The 19,093-nt window shown below is 46.4% G+C and carries 13 protein-coding genes; 3 read left to right on the plus strand and 10 right to left on the minus strand.

All coding sequences use genetic code 11. The features are described 5' to 3' along the window. Positions 1-28: 28 nt before the first annotated feature. The 3 genes from BLS69_RS10785 to BLS69_RS10795 form a co-directional block, all read right to left on the minus strand. A complete protein-coding gene (locus BLS69_RS10785) occupies positions 29-1,081 on the minus strand; it encodes an ROK family protein (RefSeq protein WP_091031337.1) in 1,053 nt (350 codons plus the stop codon). Between the two features lie 36 nt (positions 1,082-1,117). Beyond that, on the minus strand, positions 1,118-2,356 hold the full coding sequence (locus BLS69_RS10790; RefSeq protein WP_091031340.1) for an ROK family transcriptional regulator: 1,239 nt from the start codon (positions 2,354-2,356) through the stop codon (positions 1,118-1,120). Between the two features lie 536 nt (positions 2,357-2,892). Continuing rightward, positions 2,893-3,732 (minus strand): YitT family protein, encoded by an 840-nt coding sequence (locus BLS69_RS10795; RefSeq protein WP_062834072.1) that lies wholly within the window; start codon positions 3,730-3,732, stop codon positions 2,893-2,895. A 373-nt stretch (positions 3,733-4,105) separates the two neighbouring features. Here BLS69_RS10795 and BLS69_RS10800 point away from each other — a divergent pair, with 373 nt between their 5' ends. The 3 genes from BLS69_RS10800 to BLS69_RS10810 all read left to right on the plus strand — a co-directional run bounded on the left by BLS69_RS10800 (position 4,106) and on the right by BLS69_RS10810 (position 6,996). Continuing rightward, the gene (locus tag BLS69_RS10800; protein ID WP_091016855.1) at positions 4,106-5,164 is read left to right on the plus strand and encodes a Delta(5) desaturase DesA; all 1,059 of its coding nucleotides are present in this window, start codon (positions 4,106-4,108) and stop codon (positions 5,162-5,164) included. 99 nt (positions 5,165-5,263) lie between these two features. Further along, complete coding sequence (locus tag BLS69_RS10805; protein ID WP_176872676.1) at positions 5,264-6,400, plus strand: sensor histidine kinase; 1,137 nt, start codon at positions 5,264-5,266, stop codon at positions 6,398-6,400. Next, the gene (locus tag BLS69_RS10810; protein ID WP_036608692.1) at positions 6,397-6,996 is read left to right on the plus strand and encodes a response regulator transcription factor; all 600 of its coding nucleotides are present in this window, start codon (positions 6,397-6,399) and stop codon (positions 6,994-6,996) included. Before BLS69_RS10805 ends, BLS69_RS10810 begins: the two co-directional genes overlap by 4 nt. Positions 6,997-7,175: 179 nt before the next feature. Here the strand turns inward: BLS69_RS10810 and BLS69_RS10815 are convergent, their stop codons facing one another. From BLS69_RS10815 to BLS69_RS10845, 7 genes are all read right to left on the minus strand, one after another. Further along, entirely contained in the window at positions 7,176-8,087 is a 912-nt protein-coding gene (locus BLS69_RS10815) for a hypothetical protein (RefSeq protein WP_091031346.1), read from the minus strand. A gap of 48 nt (positions 8,088-8,135) precedes the next feature. Then, a complete protein-coding gene (locus BLS69_RS10820; protein WP_091031349.1) occupies positions 8,136-8,876 on the minus strand; it encodes a polysaccharide deacetylase family protein in 741 nt (246 codons plus the stop codon). Positions 8,877-9,347: 471 nt separating this feature from the next. After that, the gene (locus tag BLS69_RS10825; RefSeq protein ID WP_076217026.1) at positions 9,348-9,851 is read right to left on the minus strand and encodes a ferritin; all 504 of its coding nucleotides are present in this window, start codon (positions 9,849-9,851) and stop codon (positions 9,348-9,350) included. A 156-nt stretch (positions 9,852-10,007) separates the two neighbouring features. Further along, positions 10,008-10,127 carry a hypothetical protein gene (locus BLS69_RS10830; RefSeq protein WP_017688846.1) on the minus strand — a complete coding sequence of 40 codons (120 nt, stop codon included), beginning with the start codon at positions 10,125-10,127 and terminating at the stop codon, positions 10,008-10,010. Positions 10,128-10,227: 100 nt separating this feature from the next. Next, the gene (locus BLS69_RS10835) at positions 10,228-10,485 is read right to left on the minus strand and encodes a YolD-like family protein (protein ID WP_036608707.1); all 258 of its coding nucleotides are present in this window, start codon (positions 10,483-10,485) and stop codon (positions 10,228-10,230) included. A 155-nt stretch (positions 10,486-10,640) separates the two neighbouring features. Continuing rightward, on the minus strand, positions 10,641-12,332 hold the full coding sequence (locus BLS69_RS10840) for a DUF11 domain-containing protein (RefSeq protein WP_091031351.1): 1,692 nt from the start codon (positions 12,330-12,332) through the stop codon (positions 10,641-10,643). Next, positions 12,329-19,039, minus strand: coding sequence for a DUF7507 domain-containing protein (locus BLS69_RS10845; RefSeq protein WP_091031353.1), 6,711 nt, complete (start codon positions 19,037-19,039; stop codon positions 12,329-12,331). The genes BLS69_RS10840 and BLS69_RS10845 overlap by 4 nt, the downstream gene beginning before the upstream one ends. Positions 19,040-19,093: the final 54 nt, after the last annotated feature.

Here is a 19,093-nt window from a genome sequence, read left to right on the forward strand (position 1 = left end):
CTGTAGTTGCTTCGCCTATTCTCTATTTTTATGTGCGTGTCAGACTCGACTTGATTGCAGCCAATGCCCCGATTGCTCCTGCTTTGTTCCCCAGTTCAGCTACAGCTAAAAGTGTAGGCAGAACGGTGTAACGTTGGAGGCGTGTGCGCACTTCATTTAGATAATAGGATGGGTTGGATGCAGCTACGCCACCACCGATCACTATAATGGAAGGATTGAGTAAAGCCGTAATATTCGCCAGACCTCTAGCCATATAACGCATAGGCAGTTCCAGAATCTCAAGTGCTGCAACATCACCTGATTCGGCTGCTCTGAATACATGTCTGGCTTCAATCTGTTCCACTTCCCCTCCTGCCAGACTCATAATCAGGGATAAGGAACTCCCCTTTCCAGCAGCAAAATAACGCCTCGCCTGTTCGGTAATTCCCGTACCTGAAGTCACTTGCTCAAATACGCCAAAGGAATCCGCATCAGCAACGTAACCGGCATGAAGCCCTTCGTCTCCTGCAATGAAATGCCCAATCTCACCTGCTGCTCCATTCTGGCCGCTGTAGAGTTGTCCGTTCAGGATAAGAGCAGCTCCAATGCCTGTTCCAACCGTGACCATCACACAGTGTTGATGTCCCTGCGCTGCCCCTCGATCATATTCTCCCATTGCGGCCAGATTCACATCATTGTCCAACATGATATTCCCGCTGTAATACTGCGCAATCACAGGGCGAATATCTAGCTCAGGCCACTGAAAAGCTGGAGTATTTCGCAGTATCCCCTCCTCCTGCAGAATCACACCAGGGAATCCCAAGCCTGCACCGTTAAGTTGATCCAGACTGCATCCAACTTCGCGGCAGAACGTTTCCAATTCAGCGAATAACCATCGGAAGAACTCATCCGGCTGATCACTTGCAAGCGTAGGCAAGATACGTTCATGAACTTCACTTCCAGCCTGTTGTGATGACAAGAGCATTAATGTTTTGGTGCCTCCAATGTCAATACCTGCAATCCAGCCGGATCGATCACCTCCAACCGTACCATCCTGATTGGACTGATCATCATTACTTACGTTTTTCACGGATTCTGTCATCCCTTTCCCCTCCTCACATGTTGTATATCCAATCTCTTATTCCATGGCTTCCTGCTGAAGGTTCAGCATCGTTTGTTGTATGGCTACCTGTACCGCGCCAGTGACAACAGCCTGCTCACCAAGCTTGGAACAGATTAACTGTGGTTGCACCGGGAATTGCTCAGATATGATCTGCCTCAGTAAAGGCAATAACACATCACCGTTTCCTCCTACGCCTCCGCCAAGCACAATGAGATCTGGAGCAAGCACAACGCTAATCTGACGCAGAGCTGAAGCAATCTTCTGGCTGTATTGTTGTAAAATGTCTAACGCCTCAACTTCTCCACTGCGTGCAGCTTCAAATAACTTTTCGGGAGTCAGGTGTCTGTGAAGATCATCTGCAACTATATGTACTTTTCCATTCACATCCGCGTCCATATCAGAACCAGCTACTTCCATTAGTTCATCGTGCGGATTAAGGTGAAGATTCGCCAGTTGCATCAGACCATCTGCGGACAGCACTTCCTCCAGACGTCGGCCATCGTCCACCAGCATCTCTGCGATCTCTCCAGTTAAGCCACCTAAACCTCGAAGCAGTTGGCCATGTACCATGATGCCAGCGCCCGTCCCTGTACCGATGGAGAAAAAAACAAACAAGGGATATCCTGCTGCTGCACCACTCCGATACTCCCCAAGCGCTGCAAGATTCACATCATTTTCCAGGATTACTTCACAGGGAAAAGCTCCTGACAACGACTCAAGAGAGAAAGCTTGTTCCAGACCGGCTAACGGGTCCACAATACGATGGATACGCCCTGAATCAGGCAGCACTACGCCTGGTATACCAAACCCGATGCACTGAATCTGATCCCATTTCAGATGATTCTCATCCAGCAATTCGTTCATATGGCTTCGAAGAAGCTCCAGCATCGTCGCTTCTGCTTGCTCATAAGCCTCTTGAACAACCATGGGATATGTTCGATAGGCAATGATCTCTCCATTCAGATCGGATAATGCAATCCGAATACGTGTTGCGCCGATATCTATACCACAGACATAATAAGCCGTTTCATTGAAACGAATGAGGGTTGCTTTGCGACCCTGAGCGTTGTCAGCTCTCCCCATTTCCCTCACCAGATTACGGTCAATCAGATGTTCGACCGCCAAAGACACCGTTGGTTTACTAAGTCCGGTCTGACGGCTGATATCCGCTCTCGACATCGTTCCCTGAGTTATCAGGGCATCCATAATGAGATTTTCATTCAGATTGCGGATATACTGCGGTGTGCCAGCCATGTTATCGCCTCCTCTAATAGTTAGTTAGGTTTATTAACAAATTGATTAAATTCAATATATCATCGTGCTTGGTCGGTGTACAGCTTTTTGTCATTGCACTCTCTTACTAGAAAGAACCAACCTTCACCTGTAACACAAAAGCCTAATAAAGGGATTATTATACAATAATAGACGTTTATACATTTCCGAAACAGTGACGCGGTCATAGAATACCTTATCACGATCAGGGAGGTTTTAATATGTATAGAAAACATCATAAATGTCATCATCCAAGACCAAAGTGTTTTTACAAAAAAATTACGAAAACTTGTGTTACCAAAATCAAATATGTCCCTACAAAGTGTAAAAAACATTGTTGTGTCACTGTTGAATATTGTCCAGTCAAAAAAAGAAAACATTATTAATATTCTTTTGCCCTTCTCTATAGAGAAGGGTTCTTTCTATTTGAACTAGATTAATACCGGATACCATTAACCTATCAAAAAAGTTGCGGTGATATTTCACCGCAACTCCTTTCTTCCTTATATACATATTCATCAAGTTTTGGAGAGTTCAATAAATCCTTCACCAAATACATCACGCACATCATGAATGGTGATAAAAGCAATCTCATCTTCTGCTCGTACAATCTTCTTCAGCATAGAAACTTCCTGCTTGCTAATCACAATGTATAAAATTTCTTTCTTATTTTTCGTGTAATAGCCATGACCAGACAGGACGGTTACTCCGCGATCCATCTTCTCAATAACTTGCTTCGCGATTTCATCCTGTTTGGAAGAGATAATCATGACTGCTTTTTTCGGATTGAGCCCTTCAATAATGAACTCCATTGTTTTGGTTCCGACAAACAGCAAGACAATTGTACACATTAATCCTTGTGGCCCAATGATGAAGTATGAGGAGAAAGCCACAATCAGATCGAAGAACAGAAGTCCGTAACTGATATTCCAATCCAGATATTTGTTGGCAAGTCGGGCCAGGATCACTGTTCCCGCCGTTGTGCCTCCCACTCTAACAATTAAGCCAATACCAAGACCGGCAAATACTCCAGCAAAAATGGTATTGATCCAGAGTTCATCCGATGCAATCGTCCAACTCTCCGTCAGATGCAGGAACAACGAGTTGAATACCACCGCAATAATCGTATATACCGTAGTCGTTTTATCAAGAAACCGATATCCCACAATTAACAAAATACCGTTCAGAATCAAGTTCATCAGTCCAGGGGACCATTCAAACAGGTAATACAAAATAATCGTGATACCCGTGACGCCGCCTTCAGCCAAATCGTTCGGGATGACAAACAGGTTCACCGCCAGTGCAAACAGAAATGCACCTGCCATAATAAATAGGATATCCGTAATTCGTTTCTTCATTATGCATTCCATCCAATCCATCAGAAATCAACCTAATCGACCCGTCTCATAAGTTGTCATAACCACTCAAAGATAGATTTTACCATGCTCTCAACAAAATTTGTATACATAATACAAATTGTTGCGTAATTTGTGCAAAGGAATTTGTAAAACCTGCTCTTCCGTCTTCTGCAGAGCTATTGAGCATCATACACCCATGACAAATGTCATGGTCCGTCATTGATATTCATCATTACAGAAGGCTGACGTTTATGACTTACTGTCATGTTCGGATTGTTTTACAATGATAAAAACGCTTCCTACAGGAAAGTCTAGCGGGAAACGCCAAGTTGTAGCTGATTACAGTTATGACGATTGAGGAGGACACAATTTTATGAACAGATCAAAAGAAATGGCCTTAAAAAAAGAAGTTACCCCTTACGAAAAAAATGATCTCAGATTAAGTATCCGTCAGTTAATCAATACATTGCTCCCGCTCTTCTTGTTATGGGCTGCAGCTTACTTTAGCTTATCGGTTTCCTACTGGCTGACCTTCCCGATTGCTTTGGTGGCATCCGGATTTGTACTTCGGACCTTTATTATTTTCCATGACTGCTGTCATGGTTCGTTCTTCAAGAGCAAACGCGCCAATGATATTCTCGGTACCATTACGGGTGTATTAACAGTCACACCTTATCAGCAGTGGAAAAACGAGCATTCTATCCATCACGCGACAAGCAGTAATCTTGACAAACGTGGTGTAGGTGATATCTGGGTTATGACGGTTGACGAATACAAAGCAGCTTCTCCTTGGGGACGCCTCTTCTATCGGATTTATCGTAACCCGTTTGTATTGTTTTGTATCGGACCTATCTACGTGTTTCTGTTGGCTTACCGTTTTAACCGCAAAGGTGCAAGACGTAAAGAACGTATCAACACACATCTGACTACAGTATTAATCGTAGTGCTCTATGCATTCATGTCCTGGTTAGTCGGATGGCAGGCTTTTGTAATGGTGCAGGCACCTATCTTCTTCTTCTCCGGTTTCTTTGGTATCTGGCTGTTCTACGTTCAACATCAGTTCGAAGAGACGTATTTTGAACATGAAGATGAGTGGAGTTATGTAAAAGCAGCTGTTGAAGGCAGTTCTTATTACAAATTGCCAAAATTATTGCAATGGATCAGTGGTAATATCGGGTTTCACCATGTGCATCACTTGAGCCCACGTGTACCTAACTATTTCTTGGAAGAAGCACATAACGCAACACCACCCTTGCAAAAAGCAACTACTATTACACTACGTTCCAGTCTGGTTGCCCTTCGCTTCCGTCTGTGGGATGAAGATTCTAAACAGTTTATTAGCTTCAGACAGCTCAAAAACTTGTCCCGCAAGCCGTATGTTCAACCGCCTATCCGAGTAACGAATCCAGCGGGTCTGACAGAGAAGCCTTAACTCTGTCGGATTCGTTTTCTTGTGTTCAAGCCATAGTCATGCTACAGTCATGCTAAAGTTGAGTACAAGTGCAAGGAGGAGAATTACATTCAAAAGTGGATGCAGATTTTTTATAAAAATACAGGGTTAAATCCTTATGTATGGCTCGTCTTTTTCATCCTGCCCTTCTATTACATTTCACAATATTCCAAATTATGGACGATGGTAACAGGTATTATTATCATTCTCGTTTTCTTCGTCTGTTATCTGCTCGCTTTCATCACCAAAGGCTGGCAGGTATACATGTGGATTGGATTGCTCATTGCCATATCCATTACGATGACGATCGCCTATGATTATGCCTACTTCTCATTGTTTCTTGCTTTTTTTATTGGGAATATTAAAAATAAAGCCGGTTTCTTCACCCTATACTCGGTGAATTTGGGAGCCAGCTTCCTAACCATTAATTATGGTTTTATCAATCAGAGTTCATTGCTCGTGAGTCAGTTTCCGTTTGTATTCATCAGTTTAATGGCCTCCATCCTGCTCCCAATTAGTACGTATAACAAAAACAAAACTGAACATTTGGAAGGCCAATTGGAGAATGCGAACAAGCGACTTGATGATCTCGTAAAAATGGAAGAACGCCAGCGTATCGCTCGTGACCTGCACGATACACTTGGACAGAAGCTCTCTCTAATCGGTCTGAAAACCGATCTGGCGAGACGGCTGCTCCGCAATAATCCCGATCAGGCCGAGATCGAATTGAACGACCTCAGACAAACGGCAAGTACAGCTCTGAAGGAAGTCCGGGAAATGGTAACCACCATGCGTGGTACACAATTGGTCGATGAACTGTTCCGGGCGGAGCAGATTCTGAAGGCCGCTTCGATTGAATTTGTGCTGGAAGGTAATCCGAAGTTACAGGATACATCACAATTAAATGAAAATGTGCTCGGTATGTGCTTGAAAGAAGCCGTCACCAATGTCGTCAAACACAGTCAGGCAACAACCTGTACCATCATCATTAAGGAAACCCTAGCGGATAATGTATTAACCGTTCAAGATAACGGTGTTGGAATAGAACGAACTCGCAAACAGGATCGGCGCGGAACAGGAATTTTGGGCATGAAGGAACGACTTGAATTTGTGAACGGTTGTCTGGATATTCGCTCTGCGACAGACATCCCGGGTACAGCGATCATTATTCATGTTCCAAAACTCGTCCGCAAACCGATAAAGGAGGCAGAATCATGATTAGAATTGTAATCGCGGAAGATCAGCGCATGATGCTCGGCGCCTTGTCCTCCCTCCTCAATCTGGAGGAAGATATGGAAGTCGTCGGACGTGCCAGCAACGGCCAGGAAGCCCTTGCCCTTGTCCAGGAGCTTGCACCAGACATCTGTCTGATGGATATAGAAATGCCCGTGAAAAGCGGCCTTGAAGCCGCAGAAGAACTCAAAGGAATGAGCTGTAAGGTCATTATCCTGACCACTTTTGCCCGGACTGGATATTTCGAACGTGCCCTGAAGGGCGGTGTCCGTGGTTACCTGCTCAAAGACAGTCCAATTGAAGAACTTGCCGAGTCAATCCGCCAAGTTATGAATGGCAGACGCATCTTCGCTCCCGACTTGGTAGATGAAGCTTATGTAGAAGAAAACCCCCTGACAGAACGGGAGAACGCCGTACTAGGCCTCATGGCAGATGGGAAGAACACCAAGGAAATCGCCGGGCATCTTTTCATCACAACGGGAACAGTGCGTAACTACATCTCCATTATTCTCAACAAGTTAAATGCCAGTAACCGCATTGAGGCCATCACTCGCTCCAAGGAAAAAGGGTGGTTCAAATGAAAGTACCGCTTTAACCCATTGAAACAAAAATAAACATGTGTCCCGGCTGCATAAGCTGCGATAACATACTCAAAATAAAAAGCTTGGCCCAGCAATTTCTTCCTGGGCCAAGCTTTTTTATGTGTATCGTAACAATCCAACACTCATCTCTTCTACATTGCAGAATATCCGTAAAACACTTAGGATTTCACAGATACAACCATGCCAAGAGCTTCTAATGGCACTTGATCGGTCTTAAGCTGATGAATTTGGTTACCGTCCTGCCATGAGATCGTTACATGAACAGACTTTCCACCATTTGGATATTCAACCTTGATATACCCTTTATCTTTGGGTACAGGCAACGTATTTGACTCCAGGTACTCCACCATTTTCTTCGCTATGCCCGGATTATTCATTTCATCTTCGGAAACCGAACGAATTTCCAGCGTCCATCTACCTTCTTGCCAAGTCAGATATTGACTGCCTGCGGCACCTTCACTGATGCCTTTGATGCCATGTCCCAGATCCACTGCCATATCTGCTGGAATATCTTTCAGGTCCGTCTCAGGGAAAATTTCTGACTGATTCGGGTCCTTATAGGTCTTCACTTCATAGGAAGCCAGTACAGGTATCTTACTGTCGGATGCAGTTAAAGATTGATCATTAATGGCAACAGACTGAGTGGTAGCGTAGAAGTTTACCTTAAATGCATCAGCAGTATTGGACAGTATTGCAGCACCCAAAGATGTACCCTTGTCCAATGTGAATGAAGTGGGTAACGCTGCATCCTTCATCTTCAACTGGTTGCGAACTTGCTTGATCACATCATTCACACCTGATTGACCCGTGGCAACTTGGTTGTCATTTGCCTTCGATCCTGATGTGTCTTCATTATCTGTTGTGCCCGTGTTCTCTTTGGTTCCTGTTTCATTTTCATTAGAGAAATCAGCACCACCGCTGCCGGTCTCGGTCTGCTCACCCACTGTTGTCGTTGGTGAAGAACTATTCTCTGAAGATGCTGCATTTGAATCCGGTCCTCCACATCCTGCCAGAGCAAGTAAAACGGCTGTCGTTACTGGAATCGTGATCCATAATGGTTGTTTCTTCATGATGTGTGCCTCCTTCGTTGTAGCCAATCTGTAGAAAAATTAAAAAGATTAACGCTTGTCGTTCCAGAAGTTAACCGGCTGCACTTTTTTGCTTAATACTTCAAAACGATACCCTTCTGCCTTCAATGTTTTCAACACTTGCGGTAATACTTTCAGCGTTGCTTCCTGGTCGTGCATAAGCACAACTGGTGTTGTTCCGCTCTTTTGCACATTGTGGATTTGCTTCATTACACTGTTATAGACTTTCTGGTGATCTTTCTTGTATTTCCAGTCTTCCGAATCGACATTCCAATCCCATAGATGGAATCCACCCTGGCCCAGCAGTACATTACGGAATGCCGGTTTGAGATAAGGTTTACTACCATATGGCGTTCGCACGAGACTTGTTTTAACTCCGGCAACCTTGTTCAGACTTACATTGGCCTGCTGCATCTCTTTTAATCCGCTATATGCAGATTTATAGAATTTGCTTGGAACGTGAGACACACCATGCAGACCCAACCCATGCCCGTCAGCTACGATTCGTTTGGTAGCCTTCTGAAATTTCTCCATTTGAGGACCCAGCATGAAAAACGTTGCCTTCGCATGATACTGATCCAGAATATCCAGTAACTGACCCGTATGAGCGGTTGGCCCATCATCAAACGTCAGGTATATGATTTTGGAATTTACTTTGCTTGCACCATCCTTGGATGCAGCTGATTTGGCAGATACCGACTGCGGCAATAAGAGTGGAATGATTAGTAAAATAGCAAGTGTGACCATGATAGATTTACGAATATGTAGCATAATTAAAAGTCTCCCTTATGTGTTATATTTCCCCGGGTGTCCATGTTTTTCTACCTTCATCCCTTGGCGATTAATCCTAATACTATCAAAGATAGTGGCTCCTGTTCTCGCTCCAAAGGCTACGGTAGAGTTACACTTTTGTCAGATAAACCTAAAATTTAATACGAATTTGATAGATTTGCGCAAAATAAGATCCCGCCAGGATAGATCAATTGTGACATATCCTCTATTACCCAAATTCAGAATTTTGATAGACTATTACTCCAATTCAAGCAAATCAATACAATCATTAAATATCGTTGCATGCAAAAAAACCTGCACAAGTGCAGGCTTCTATGTCTTCAATCAGCATATGGCATCAAACCATCATCCCTTGCAAGGAGATTGCCCCCATTGCATTCAGGATCATTACCTTATGCTGTATGTACATGGTGTTTTGACGCTGGAATCTTATCGACTCCTACGTAAAAGTTATTCAGCAGGAGCAGTGAACGAACGTTTGCCAAACTCGGCATCCAGCATGTAGAAGGCATTGCTGTCTTTTTCAATGCGGCGCAACTTCTGAATAATGTTGTCAAACAATGCTTCCTCTTCAACCTGCTCATCAATGAACCATTTCAGGAAATACATCGTTGCATGCTCACGTTCATTCAGAGCGATGTCAGCCAGATTGTAGAATTTTTTCGTGTTTTGCTGTTCATGAGCATAACCATGTTCAAATACATCCAGCATCGAAGCATATTCATTCTTCGGTTCTGGCAAAGCCGCAAGTGTGGCACGTTGACCACGATCATTCAGGAATTTGTATATTTTCATGCCATGGAATCGCTCTTCTTCCGCTTGCACGATGAAGAAGTTCGCAAATCCATCCAGACTTTTGCTGGAACAATAGGCTGCCATAGCCAGATATACATGAGCGGAATAAAACTCAAAGTTCATCTGTTCATTTAAAGATTCTGTTAACGTTTGGCTCATAATCAAAACACCTCTTTCTTTCTCTAGGGATGGTTATATTCTAACATAACGTAAGCAGGACTAACACCGATTTTCTACAAAATTCGCCAATGACTGAACGAACAAAAAAGCTCTGCCGTGATGGCAGAGCTTCTTTCATTCTTTAGAGATATGCAATTATACCAAGAACGCTTTGGAGATGATAACCAACAGGATGAACAGAACCAGAATGGCACCTACAGAAGTGAAACCTCCGTATCCGTAGCCTCTTGTTTCTCCACCTAATACTTCGCTCATTGACCGTACCTCCTCTGCAACAGGTATGGGTTATCTTATGCAGGAAGAACGACTTTGACAGGGCGGATGCCCTAATTATTCAGATTGCTGTTTTTTTCGTTCAGTACCGGGGAGATTGCACACGCATGATATCCAGAAAAGGCACCTTCGCTGTGAACTCTTCTTCGGTATACTCTACATGCACAAGTCGTGTACGGGAGTCCATTTTGACGATGACTCCTTGTACCTGATCTTCTTTGCCCCATACCGTCAACAGTACTTCCGAACGTTCCCGAAAGGCTTCAACCAGCTGGTTTCCCAACTCTTCAAGTTCAAACTCATCCCGTGTAGGTCTTTTTGCTACTTTTGCTTTTGCCAATGTGGCTGCCTCCTCTACTCCGACGTCCCGATTCCACGGGTTGATTGCCGAGTTCATATTCAATTAGTATACCATTCATTTACGTTCGTGTAATCTCATGGCATCCAGAATGAGCAAATTCCTCAGGCGCAAGTTACCGTTAACCGTGATACCCCCTATTCTTCTCCATACTCCACAATGATGCTGTACTCATTCGATCGGGTTTCGCCAGCGCGTTTTTGTCCATTCCATTCATACGTGTCCCTAGCAATCAAGGCTCCTTGCAGCGTCCCCGTCTTCTCAGAAGCTAACTTCGCTACATAGGAGATGTTCTTTTCCGTTCCAGGCTCAATCACACCCACATGCAGAACCCGTGGTGTGGAATACTCTGGTAAGCTCAATTGGATCTCACCCGTAGCTTGCCCAAGCCATCTGGCACCCTCAGGTAAAATGCTACCAAGTTGTACACGTGCCGGCAAATTGCCCGTATTCTCCACACGTACCTGAAAAGTGACGGTACCTCCCTGCTCGACCAATGTGGGTGTCACTTGAACATAAGCCTGAATTATCGGCGCTTTTAATTCGACCACAGCTTCATTGGATGTAATCATCCGCTGCACTGACCGTGAATCCGGCAATCGAAATGTATACATCAGGCTAGCATGATTCACATACCTGTAATCATCAGGCATCGAATCATCTCGATCTGGAAGTTTCGCTTCAAACTGAATATTCAGAACCGACCGGGCTGTCAACGTCCCCAGATTAAGCCCTCTAGCTAGATTGGTTCCGGGACGTTTAACCCCATTCCAGCCCAAACTGCCTTCAACAAACGTCAAACCTGTTGGCAGTACATCCAAGAGAATTCCATCCACCGCATAACTGCTTGCATTGGAGACGGTAATATTATATTGGACGGCATCACCCAATGTGGCCGTTACCGGGAGCACACTTTTCAGCACAGAGACCTGGGGCTGTATAACTTCCAGGGTAACCTGATTGGAGTAGACCGTCTCCTGCTGTCCTGCCGAGATATACGCCAGTACAGCTACACTTGATATTCCGTTCGCATCGCTTCCCCCCATAACCTGAACCCGATATTGTATCCTCATTGAGCTTCCGGGCAAAATCTCTCCAAGTTGTATGCCCGTATCAGGCGTTACTTGTGGCGCAAACATTTCATCTACGATGACACTCGCAGGTATAAAAACAATACCTTGTGGCAAAGAAATCGTTACTTGGGCATTCGTGGCTGTAATAAAACCCGGATTGCTCACGATGACGGTGTACATGACAATATCCCCTGAGAAGGTATAGATGTGATCCGCCTGAAAGGAGATCTCCAGCCGGGATGAGACCATATTGACCTCCACGATATTGGATTGTTCCACACCCGTAACCGTTCTGCCTTCCGGTGTCAAAAACTCATAGTTAACCTGTGCCTGATTCAGCAGCTTCAGTGTCTCAGGTAAACGTAAGATTACAACTTGGAAGTGGTACCGCAACATGGCTCCGGGCGCGATTTCAGCTGGAGGCAATCCTCTCTCCGGTGATGCTCCCGGTAACGGAATACCATCACGCAATACACTGTTGGGAAGCAGTGCCGTCTCTGCAGATAGCTGATCCAATAGGTGCACTAGGGCCGTAAGATTTCCGGTGTTAACAATTTCAACACGGTAGATAAGAGACTGCCCCAAGGCAGCCTCTGTGACATTGCACACTTTTCTGACTTCAAGCCTGGGGCCGATCCACGGTGTTACAACCGTATTCGAATAGGATACCTGTTCCAGTTCAGTCGCACCCGAGCTGAATCGAACCAGGGACTGATTCTTTAGCCAGTGGGACAACGGACCGGAAGATTGGCTCATATCACCACAACCTCTACTCTGAATGTAACCGTAACGGAAGCACCCGCAGCAATCGAACCAAGCGTGATGCCTGTATTCGGATTCCCTGTTGGTCTTGGCACACCATCCACCGTAACACTTCCTGGCACAAATACTGTACCGACAGGTACCGGGTCAACCATGACCACATTATTCACCACTTCAATGCCGCTATTGGTTACTACAACCGTATAGGTGATTACATCACCAACAACAGCATCAATGGCACTTGTGCTTTTGGCAACAACAACATTTGGTGCGGATACCGGGATAACCAGAACATTCGAAGATACGGTCCCCGTCAACAGACGGCCATCGGGTGGACTAAATGTATAGTTGGCCACCGCCTGGTTAACCAGTTGCTGATCCTGCGGCAACGTATCTACAGTCACTTCGAGGGTAACCGTTACAATAACCGTACCTCCGGACGGTATGGCACCCACAGCGATACCCGTCTCCGGATTGGCACCTGGCTGTGGAACACCATCAATCAGAACACTGTTGGGAAGCAGTACGGCTCCATTCGGTATATTGTCCGTTAATGTCAAAATTGCATCAAGATTCCCGCTATTGTTAATGGCAAAAGAATAGGTGATGGTGTCACCAATCGTTGCATTGGAAGTGCTCCCCGTTTTGGTTACGGCAATAATCGGCTGATAGATTGGTGTTACAACCGTATTGGAATACGCTGCTCCCGAGAAGACACCCGATGTGAAACTTACGGAAGACTGACTGCTCACTTGTGGTGGTGTTGGAAGCGTATTGACCCGCACTGCATACGATACCGCTATCGATGCTCCAGGCGCCAAACTACCAAGAGCTATGCCCAGCGCAGGGTTGGCCAAGGCACGTGGGACGCCGTCCACCAGAACACTGCCTGTAACAAATGTGGTGGCTGGGTTAATCGGATCGGTGATCACAATGTTGTTTACCGGGTCAATTCCTTCATTGGTCACAACCATCTCGTATACAATCGTATCGCCCACCACAGCATCAATCACCGGAGTAGTCTTCACAACGCTGACATTCGGAGCAGATACCTGAATGTTGAGTGCGTTGGACGTAATCGTGCCTCCAAGTGTTCTTCCATCAGGCAATGTATACGAAAATGTAGCAGAAGCCTGATTGGTGATGGACTGGCTCAAAGGTAACGTCACAATCACAACGGAGAAGGTAACTAGAGTTGTTGTGGAAACGACACCAAGCGGAATACCCGAAGCCGGATCTGCACCTGGTGCAGAAGCCCCGTTAATAATAACGCTATTTGGAACAAGCTCTGTTCCTGCTGGAATGGTATCGGTCAACGTGACGGATGCCCCATAGTTCCCGGCATTGGAGATGGCGATGCTGTACACAACTGTATCCCCTACCGTTGCTATCGTCTGATCTCCCGTTTTGACTGCCGACAGAATAGGTTGATAGACCGGAGTTGTAACCGTATTGGAGAATGTGGTCGCTGAGAAAACACCTGATGTAAAGCTGACCGTGGACTGATTGTTTAACACTGCACTTGCCGGGAGCGCCGTAACCTGCACACTAAATACAACGGTTACCGTAACACCAGGTGCGATGGAACCAAGTGTTATTCCCGTAGAAGGATTGGCACCAGGGCGCAGAACACCATCGACAAATACGCCGGTTGGCGCAAGAACGGTACTTGTCGGCACTGCATCCGTGAAAACCACATTGTTCACCGTTGCAATTCCGTTATTGGTTACAGCGATGCTATACGTTACGACATCACCAACAGATACCGCCGTTGAAGTTGTGGATTTGACGACATCGACATCCGGTGCCGATACGGTAATGGTCAGCACATTGGATAGAACGGACTCCGTGATGTTCCGCCCATCCGGCAATGTATATGATAGAGCTACCGTAGCCTGATTCACCAGTTGTTGCGGACTTGGCAGCGTATCAACAACTACTGAAAAGGTAATGGTGGTCGTAGCTCCAGGAGCCACATTGCCTGCGGGGATGCCCGTTGCTGGATTTCCTGCTGGCAGTGGTTGACCGTTCACAATAACGCTATTTGGAACAAGGATGGTTCCGGCTGGAAGGTTATCTGTCAGGTTAATCTGGGATCCATAGTTTCCCTGATTGCTCACGGTTATCGTGTAGCTGACCGTATCCCCAACGGTAGCGTTTTGTGTACTGGCTGTTTTTTGTGCTGAAAGAATAGGCTGGTACACCGGAGTGACCACGGTATTAGAGAAGGTTGTGCTTGAGAATGTACCTGAGGTAAAACTGACCGTAGAGCGATTGCTCAACTGATTGCTTGGCGGGATCACGTCGACACGGATACTGAACGTGACCGTTGCGGACGTTCCGGGCCCCAATGTCCCAAGGGATACCCCACCTGCTGGATTGGCTCCAGGTTGCGCAACCCCATTCACTGTGACACTCCCTGTTACAAAGGAGGCTCCAGCTGGAATCGGGTCCGAAAACTGAATATTGTTCACCGGTGCAATTCCGCTGTTGGTCACCAGAATGGAATAGGTCACCGTATCGCCTACCGTAGCCGCAGTGGAAGCTGTGCTTTTGACAACAGCGACGTTTGGTGACGAGACTGGAAACGTGAGCGTATTCGAAGTGGCTGAGCCAGTCAATGTTCGCCCATCTGGAGGTGTAAATGTAAAGGATGATGTAGCAAAATTGCTAAGCTGCTGCGGAGATGGAAGTGAATCCACAACAACGGCAAACGTGACAACAGCCGTCGCCCCCGCTGCTACAATGCCTACCGGAATGCCTGCTGCTGGCGTCGCTCCAGGCTGTGGCACACCGGATACAACCACACTGTTGGGTACTAAAGTAGTCGCAGCAGGAATGGTATCTGTCACGGTAACATTTGCCTCCAGATTGCCTGTGTTGCTGACCGTTACCGTGTATACAACCGTATCACCTACGGTCGCATTTATGGTGTTTGCCGTTTTGACAAGTGAAATCTGCGGTTGTATGACCGGAGTCTGAGTGGTATTGGACGATGATGACCCTGAAAATGAACCGGATGTGAAGCTGACCGTCGACTGATTGTTAATCTGCGAAGGAATCGGCATGGTAATCGTCACCTCAAAAGTTACGGTAACCTCGGCTCCTGGAGCCAACGTACCGATTGGAATGCCGGCTGTCGGATTGGAGAGCGGGAACGAAGTCCCGTTCACAATGACACTTCCGGGTACAAATGGGGTATTTGAAGGAAGAGGATTGACATATACCACATTATTAACGGCTACTGTGCCGTTATTACGAATAACAGATGTGTATCGAATGACATCCCCGACTACGCCGTACTCTACATTGTCACTGTTAACAATCGTAACATTGGGTAGAGACACTGGAATAGTGATGGTGTTTGATGACGAGAGACCGGCAATCGTTCTACCACTTGGAAGCGTGTAGGCAAACGAAGCAACCGCCTGATTAATTAACTGTCTTGCATCTGGCAAACTGGTAACCGTCGCAACAAAGGTGACCGTTGCACCTGAGCCCGCAGCAATCTCTCCTAGACTGATTCCTATTTCCGGGCTGAGCCCAGGTGTAGGTACGCCATTAATAATGACACTATTTGTGCTGAATACTGCTCCTGCTGGAATGGGATCTGTCAAGGTAACCGATGCAGCTATATTACCTGTATTGTTTATCTGGATGGTGTAATTAAACGTATCGCCTACCGTCAAACTTGTTGTACTTGCTGATTTCACCACTTGAATCACTGGCAGAAATATGGGGGTATTTACTGATACGGAAGAAGAAACACCATTAAAACTGCCTGATGTAAATGCTGCATTGGCCCGGTTACTAACCAAACCTGTGGATGGAACAGAATTCACTCTGGTCTGATAGGTCACAGTTACACTACTTGAGCTATTCAATGTACCCACTGCGATTCCCGCAACGGGGCTTGCGCTGGTAACAGCAGATCCATTAATCGTGACACTACCCGGGACAAATTCAGAGCCGGATGGTGCATCCGAAATCACCAGATTTTGTACTGCACTAATTCCTGCGTTTGTTGCAACAACGGTATACGTAAGTACATCTCCTACTGTCGCATCCGGTGTATTTACTGTTTTACTAATAGAAATATTCGGAGCCGATGCAGATATACGAACGATATTGGATAAGCTGCTGCCTGAGAGATTCCGTCCACTTGGAAGCTGGTACGTATAACTTGCAGTCCCTTGATTCTCCAGTGTCGGGGGAGTCGGAAGTGTGGTGAGTGTAGCGCGAAACACCACCGTAGCCGTAACTCCCGGCAGGAGGCTGCCCAGTGTTATTCCGGTTAATGGGCTGGTTCCAGGACGTGCAGTACCATTCACGGTTACCGAATTCGGGACAAACGTCAGCCCCGCTGGAATCGTATCGGTCACATTCACTTGAGTCGCTATGTTCCCATTGTTCGTGACCACAAGTGTGTATGCAATCTGATCCCCCAGTGTCGCATTGGTTTGGCTTGCCGACTTGTTGATTCCGACAACAGCTTGGTATACAGGGGTTGTAATGGAATTGGAGTTGGAAATACCCGTGAACGCACCTGAGCTATACGATACTACCGCTCGGTTGACTAATGAACCCGAAGCAGGCTGGGACTGCACATTCACCTGAAACGTCACCGTTGCAGAACTTCCGGCCGCCAATGTCCCAATAGAGATTCCACTGCTCGGATTCGCAGACGGTACGACAGTTCCCCTTACGGTTGCACTACCGGAAACAAATGTTGTTCCAGCAGGGAGCGCATCTGTAAGTACCACATTGTTAATCACCTGAATACCGCTGTTGGTAGTAACTATGGTGTACGTGAAAGTCTCCCCGACAGCAACATCGGTAACGGATGCTGATTTTACCGTGTTCACATTGGGCAATGTTACCGGGATTGTTAAGGTATTCGAGGCGATGTTTCCCGTGATCGTCCGACCATCAGGTGAATTGAAGGAATAAGAAGCCGTAGCCTGATCCACAAGAGTCGGAGGTGTCGGCAAGCTTGTTACAAGTACCTGAAAGGTCACGGTATTGGCACTTCCTGCCGCGAGGCTCCCCAGATTAACGCCGGTAACCGGATTGGCGCCAGCAATCACATTTCCATTCAGACGAAAGCTTCCTGCTACATATGAGCTACCACTTGGAATGTTATCCCTCAATGTAACGTTGGCAGCAACATTCCCTCCGTTGTTCACTTGGAGTGTATAGGTTACAAGGTCACCCACCGTGGCATTGGTAGTACTCGCCGATTTCACAATGGACAGGTTTGGCGAATAAACGGGAAGGGTGGAGTTATTGGACGGAATAACTCCGGTAATGACCGGCCCCCCTGCTACACTTTGAAATGTAAAGGCTGCATTGGCCGAATTCACTAGTTGCAGGATGCCTGCATCCTGACCGATGAGTGCTCGATAGGTTACAACGACACTGCTGGATAAAGTTAACGAACCCAGAGGAATGCCTGCCGTCACATCAAGTGTTGGACGAGGTACACCTGCAACCGTGACACTGCCTGGAATAAAGGTAAGCCCTGCAGGAAGTGAATCGGATAAAACAACACTGGCCGCACTCGCAGTGCCTGCATTGGTAACGGTAACCGAATATAGAATACTATCCCCGGCAACTGCACCGGCGGCGACCGTTGCCTTAGCCAATGTGATCTTGGGTGCATTAATATCAACTTGAATTGCATTGGCGTTGACAATGTAGGCATCCCCCGAGGTCGTTAATGTCAACACCGCAGATGACTGGTTATTGATCAGTCTTGCTGAAACATCCACATTGGTAATATCCCAGCCTTGACGTCCACCGATAATATTGGTACCTGGAGCTCCGTTGATCTGATTTCGTGTCCCAAACGTTCCGGTTGTATTAAGCGCTCCGGTATCTCCGTTAATCTGAGAAGCAAAAAAGTTCGCAGCTAGATTATTGGGCCCGGACAAAGCAACCGATGTAGCTGAGGTTGGCCCGAATAATGCCTGGTCACCGGTCCGGTTCGCGTCGCCCTCCTGCGCACTGAACAGTATTCTTCCTCCCAATACACCGGAAAGGGGCGTTGCAAATCCAGTCAGTGTGGTAACGACAGGGGGTGAAGTAGATTGAACGAGTACGCCCCCTGCACGCAAAGACATGTTGCGAAAAGGCAGATTGGGATTCTGATAAATGACCCCAAGTGTCCATCCCGCATGATTGGCCGTGGAATCATTTGTAATAACAATAGTTCCTACCACTGCTCCGGTGATATATGTACCTGCTCCCCCATTTTGTACAAGTGTCGTCACATTGGCGGAACGTACATAGCCAGCAGCACCGCCCCCAAGATCGAATTGATTGTAGGTAAGTGGATCTGGGGTGACACTGGAAGTCCCTGCGGGTGTAATAAACGTAACCGGATTGTTGATGGCAGCACTCAGATTGACTGTACCATTGATGTAACTGCCGCCCCAGATCAATTCTGCATACAGAACGGTACTTCCAGCAGGTAGTGTAAGAATGGCTGCTGAACTGTTGCTCTGATACAGGCTTGTAGTTCCCAGTGGATAGGTGCCGTACTGGAGGCTGGTGTTGGTTGTGATAAAACCTCCAATACTGTCCTGTGTTCCAGGTATCCCCGCTGTTTCCGAACGACTCAGTCCAAGCGTATTTCCTGTAAATGTAATTGCTCCCGTAGCATTAACGGTTGAACGAACGACAAGAGGAATGAAGATCACCTCCCCTTCATCAATGATTTCCTACATATGGAACGGAGCCATGTATATAGTCTA

Origin of the sequence: Paenibacillus sp. CF095 (assembly GCF_900101225.1) — a bacterium.
In the GTDB taxonomy this organism is placed as follows: Bacteria; Bacillota; Bacilli; order Paenibacillales; family Paenibacillaceae; genus Paenibacillus.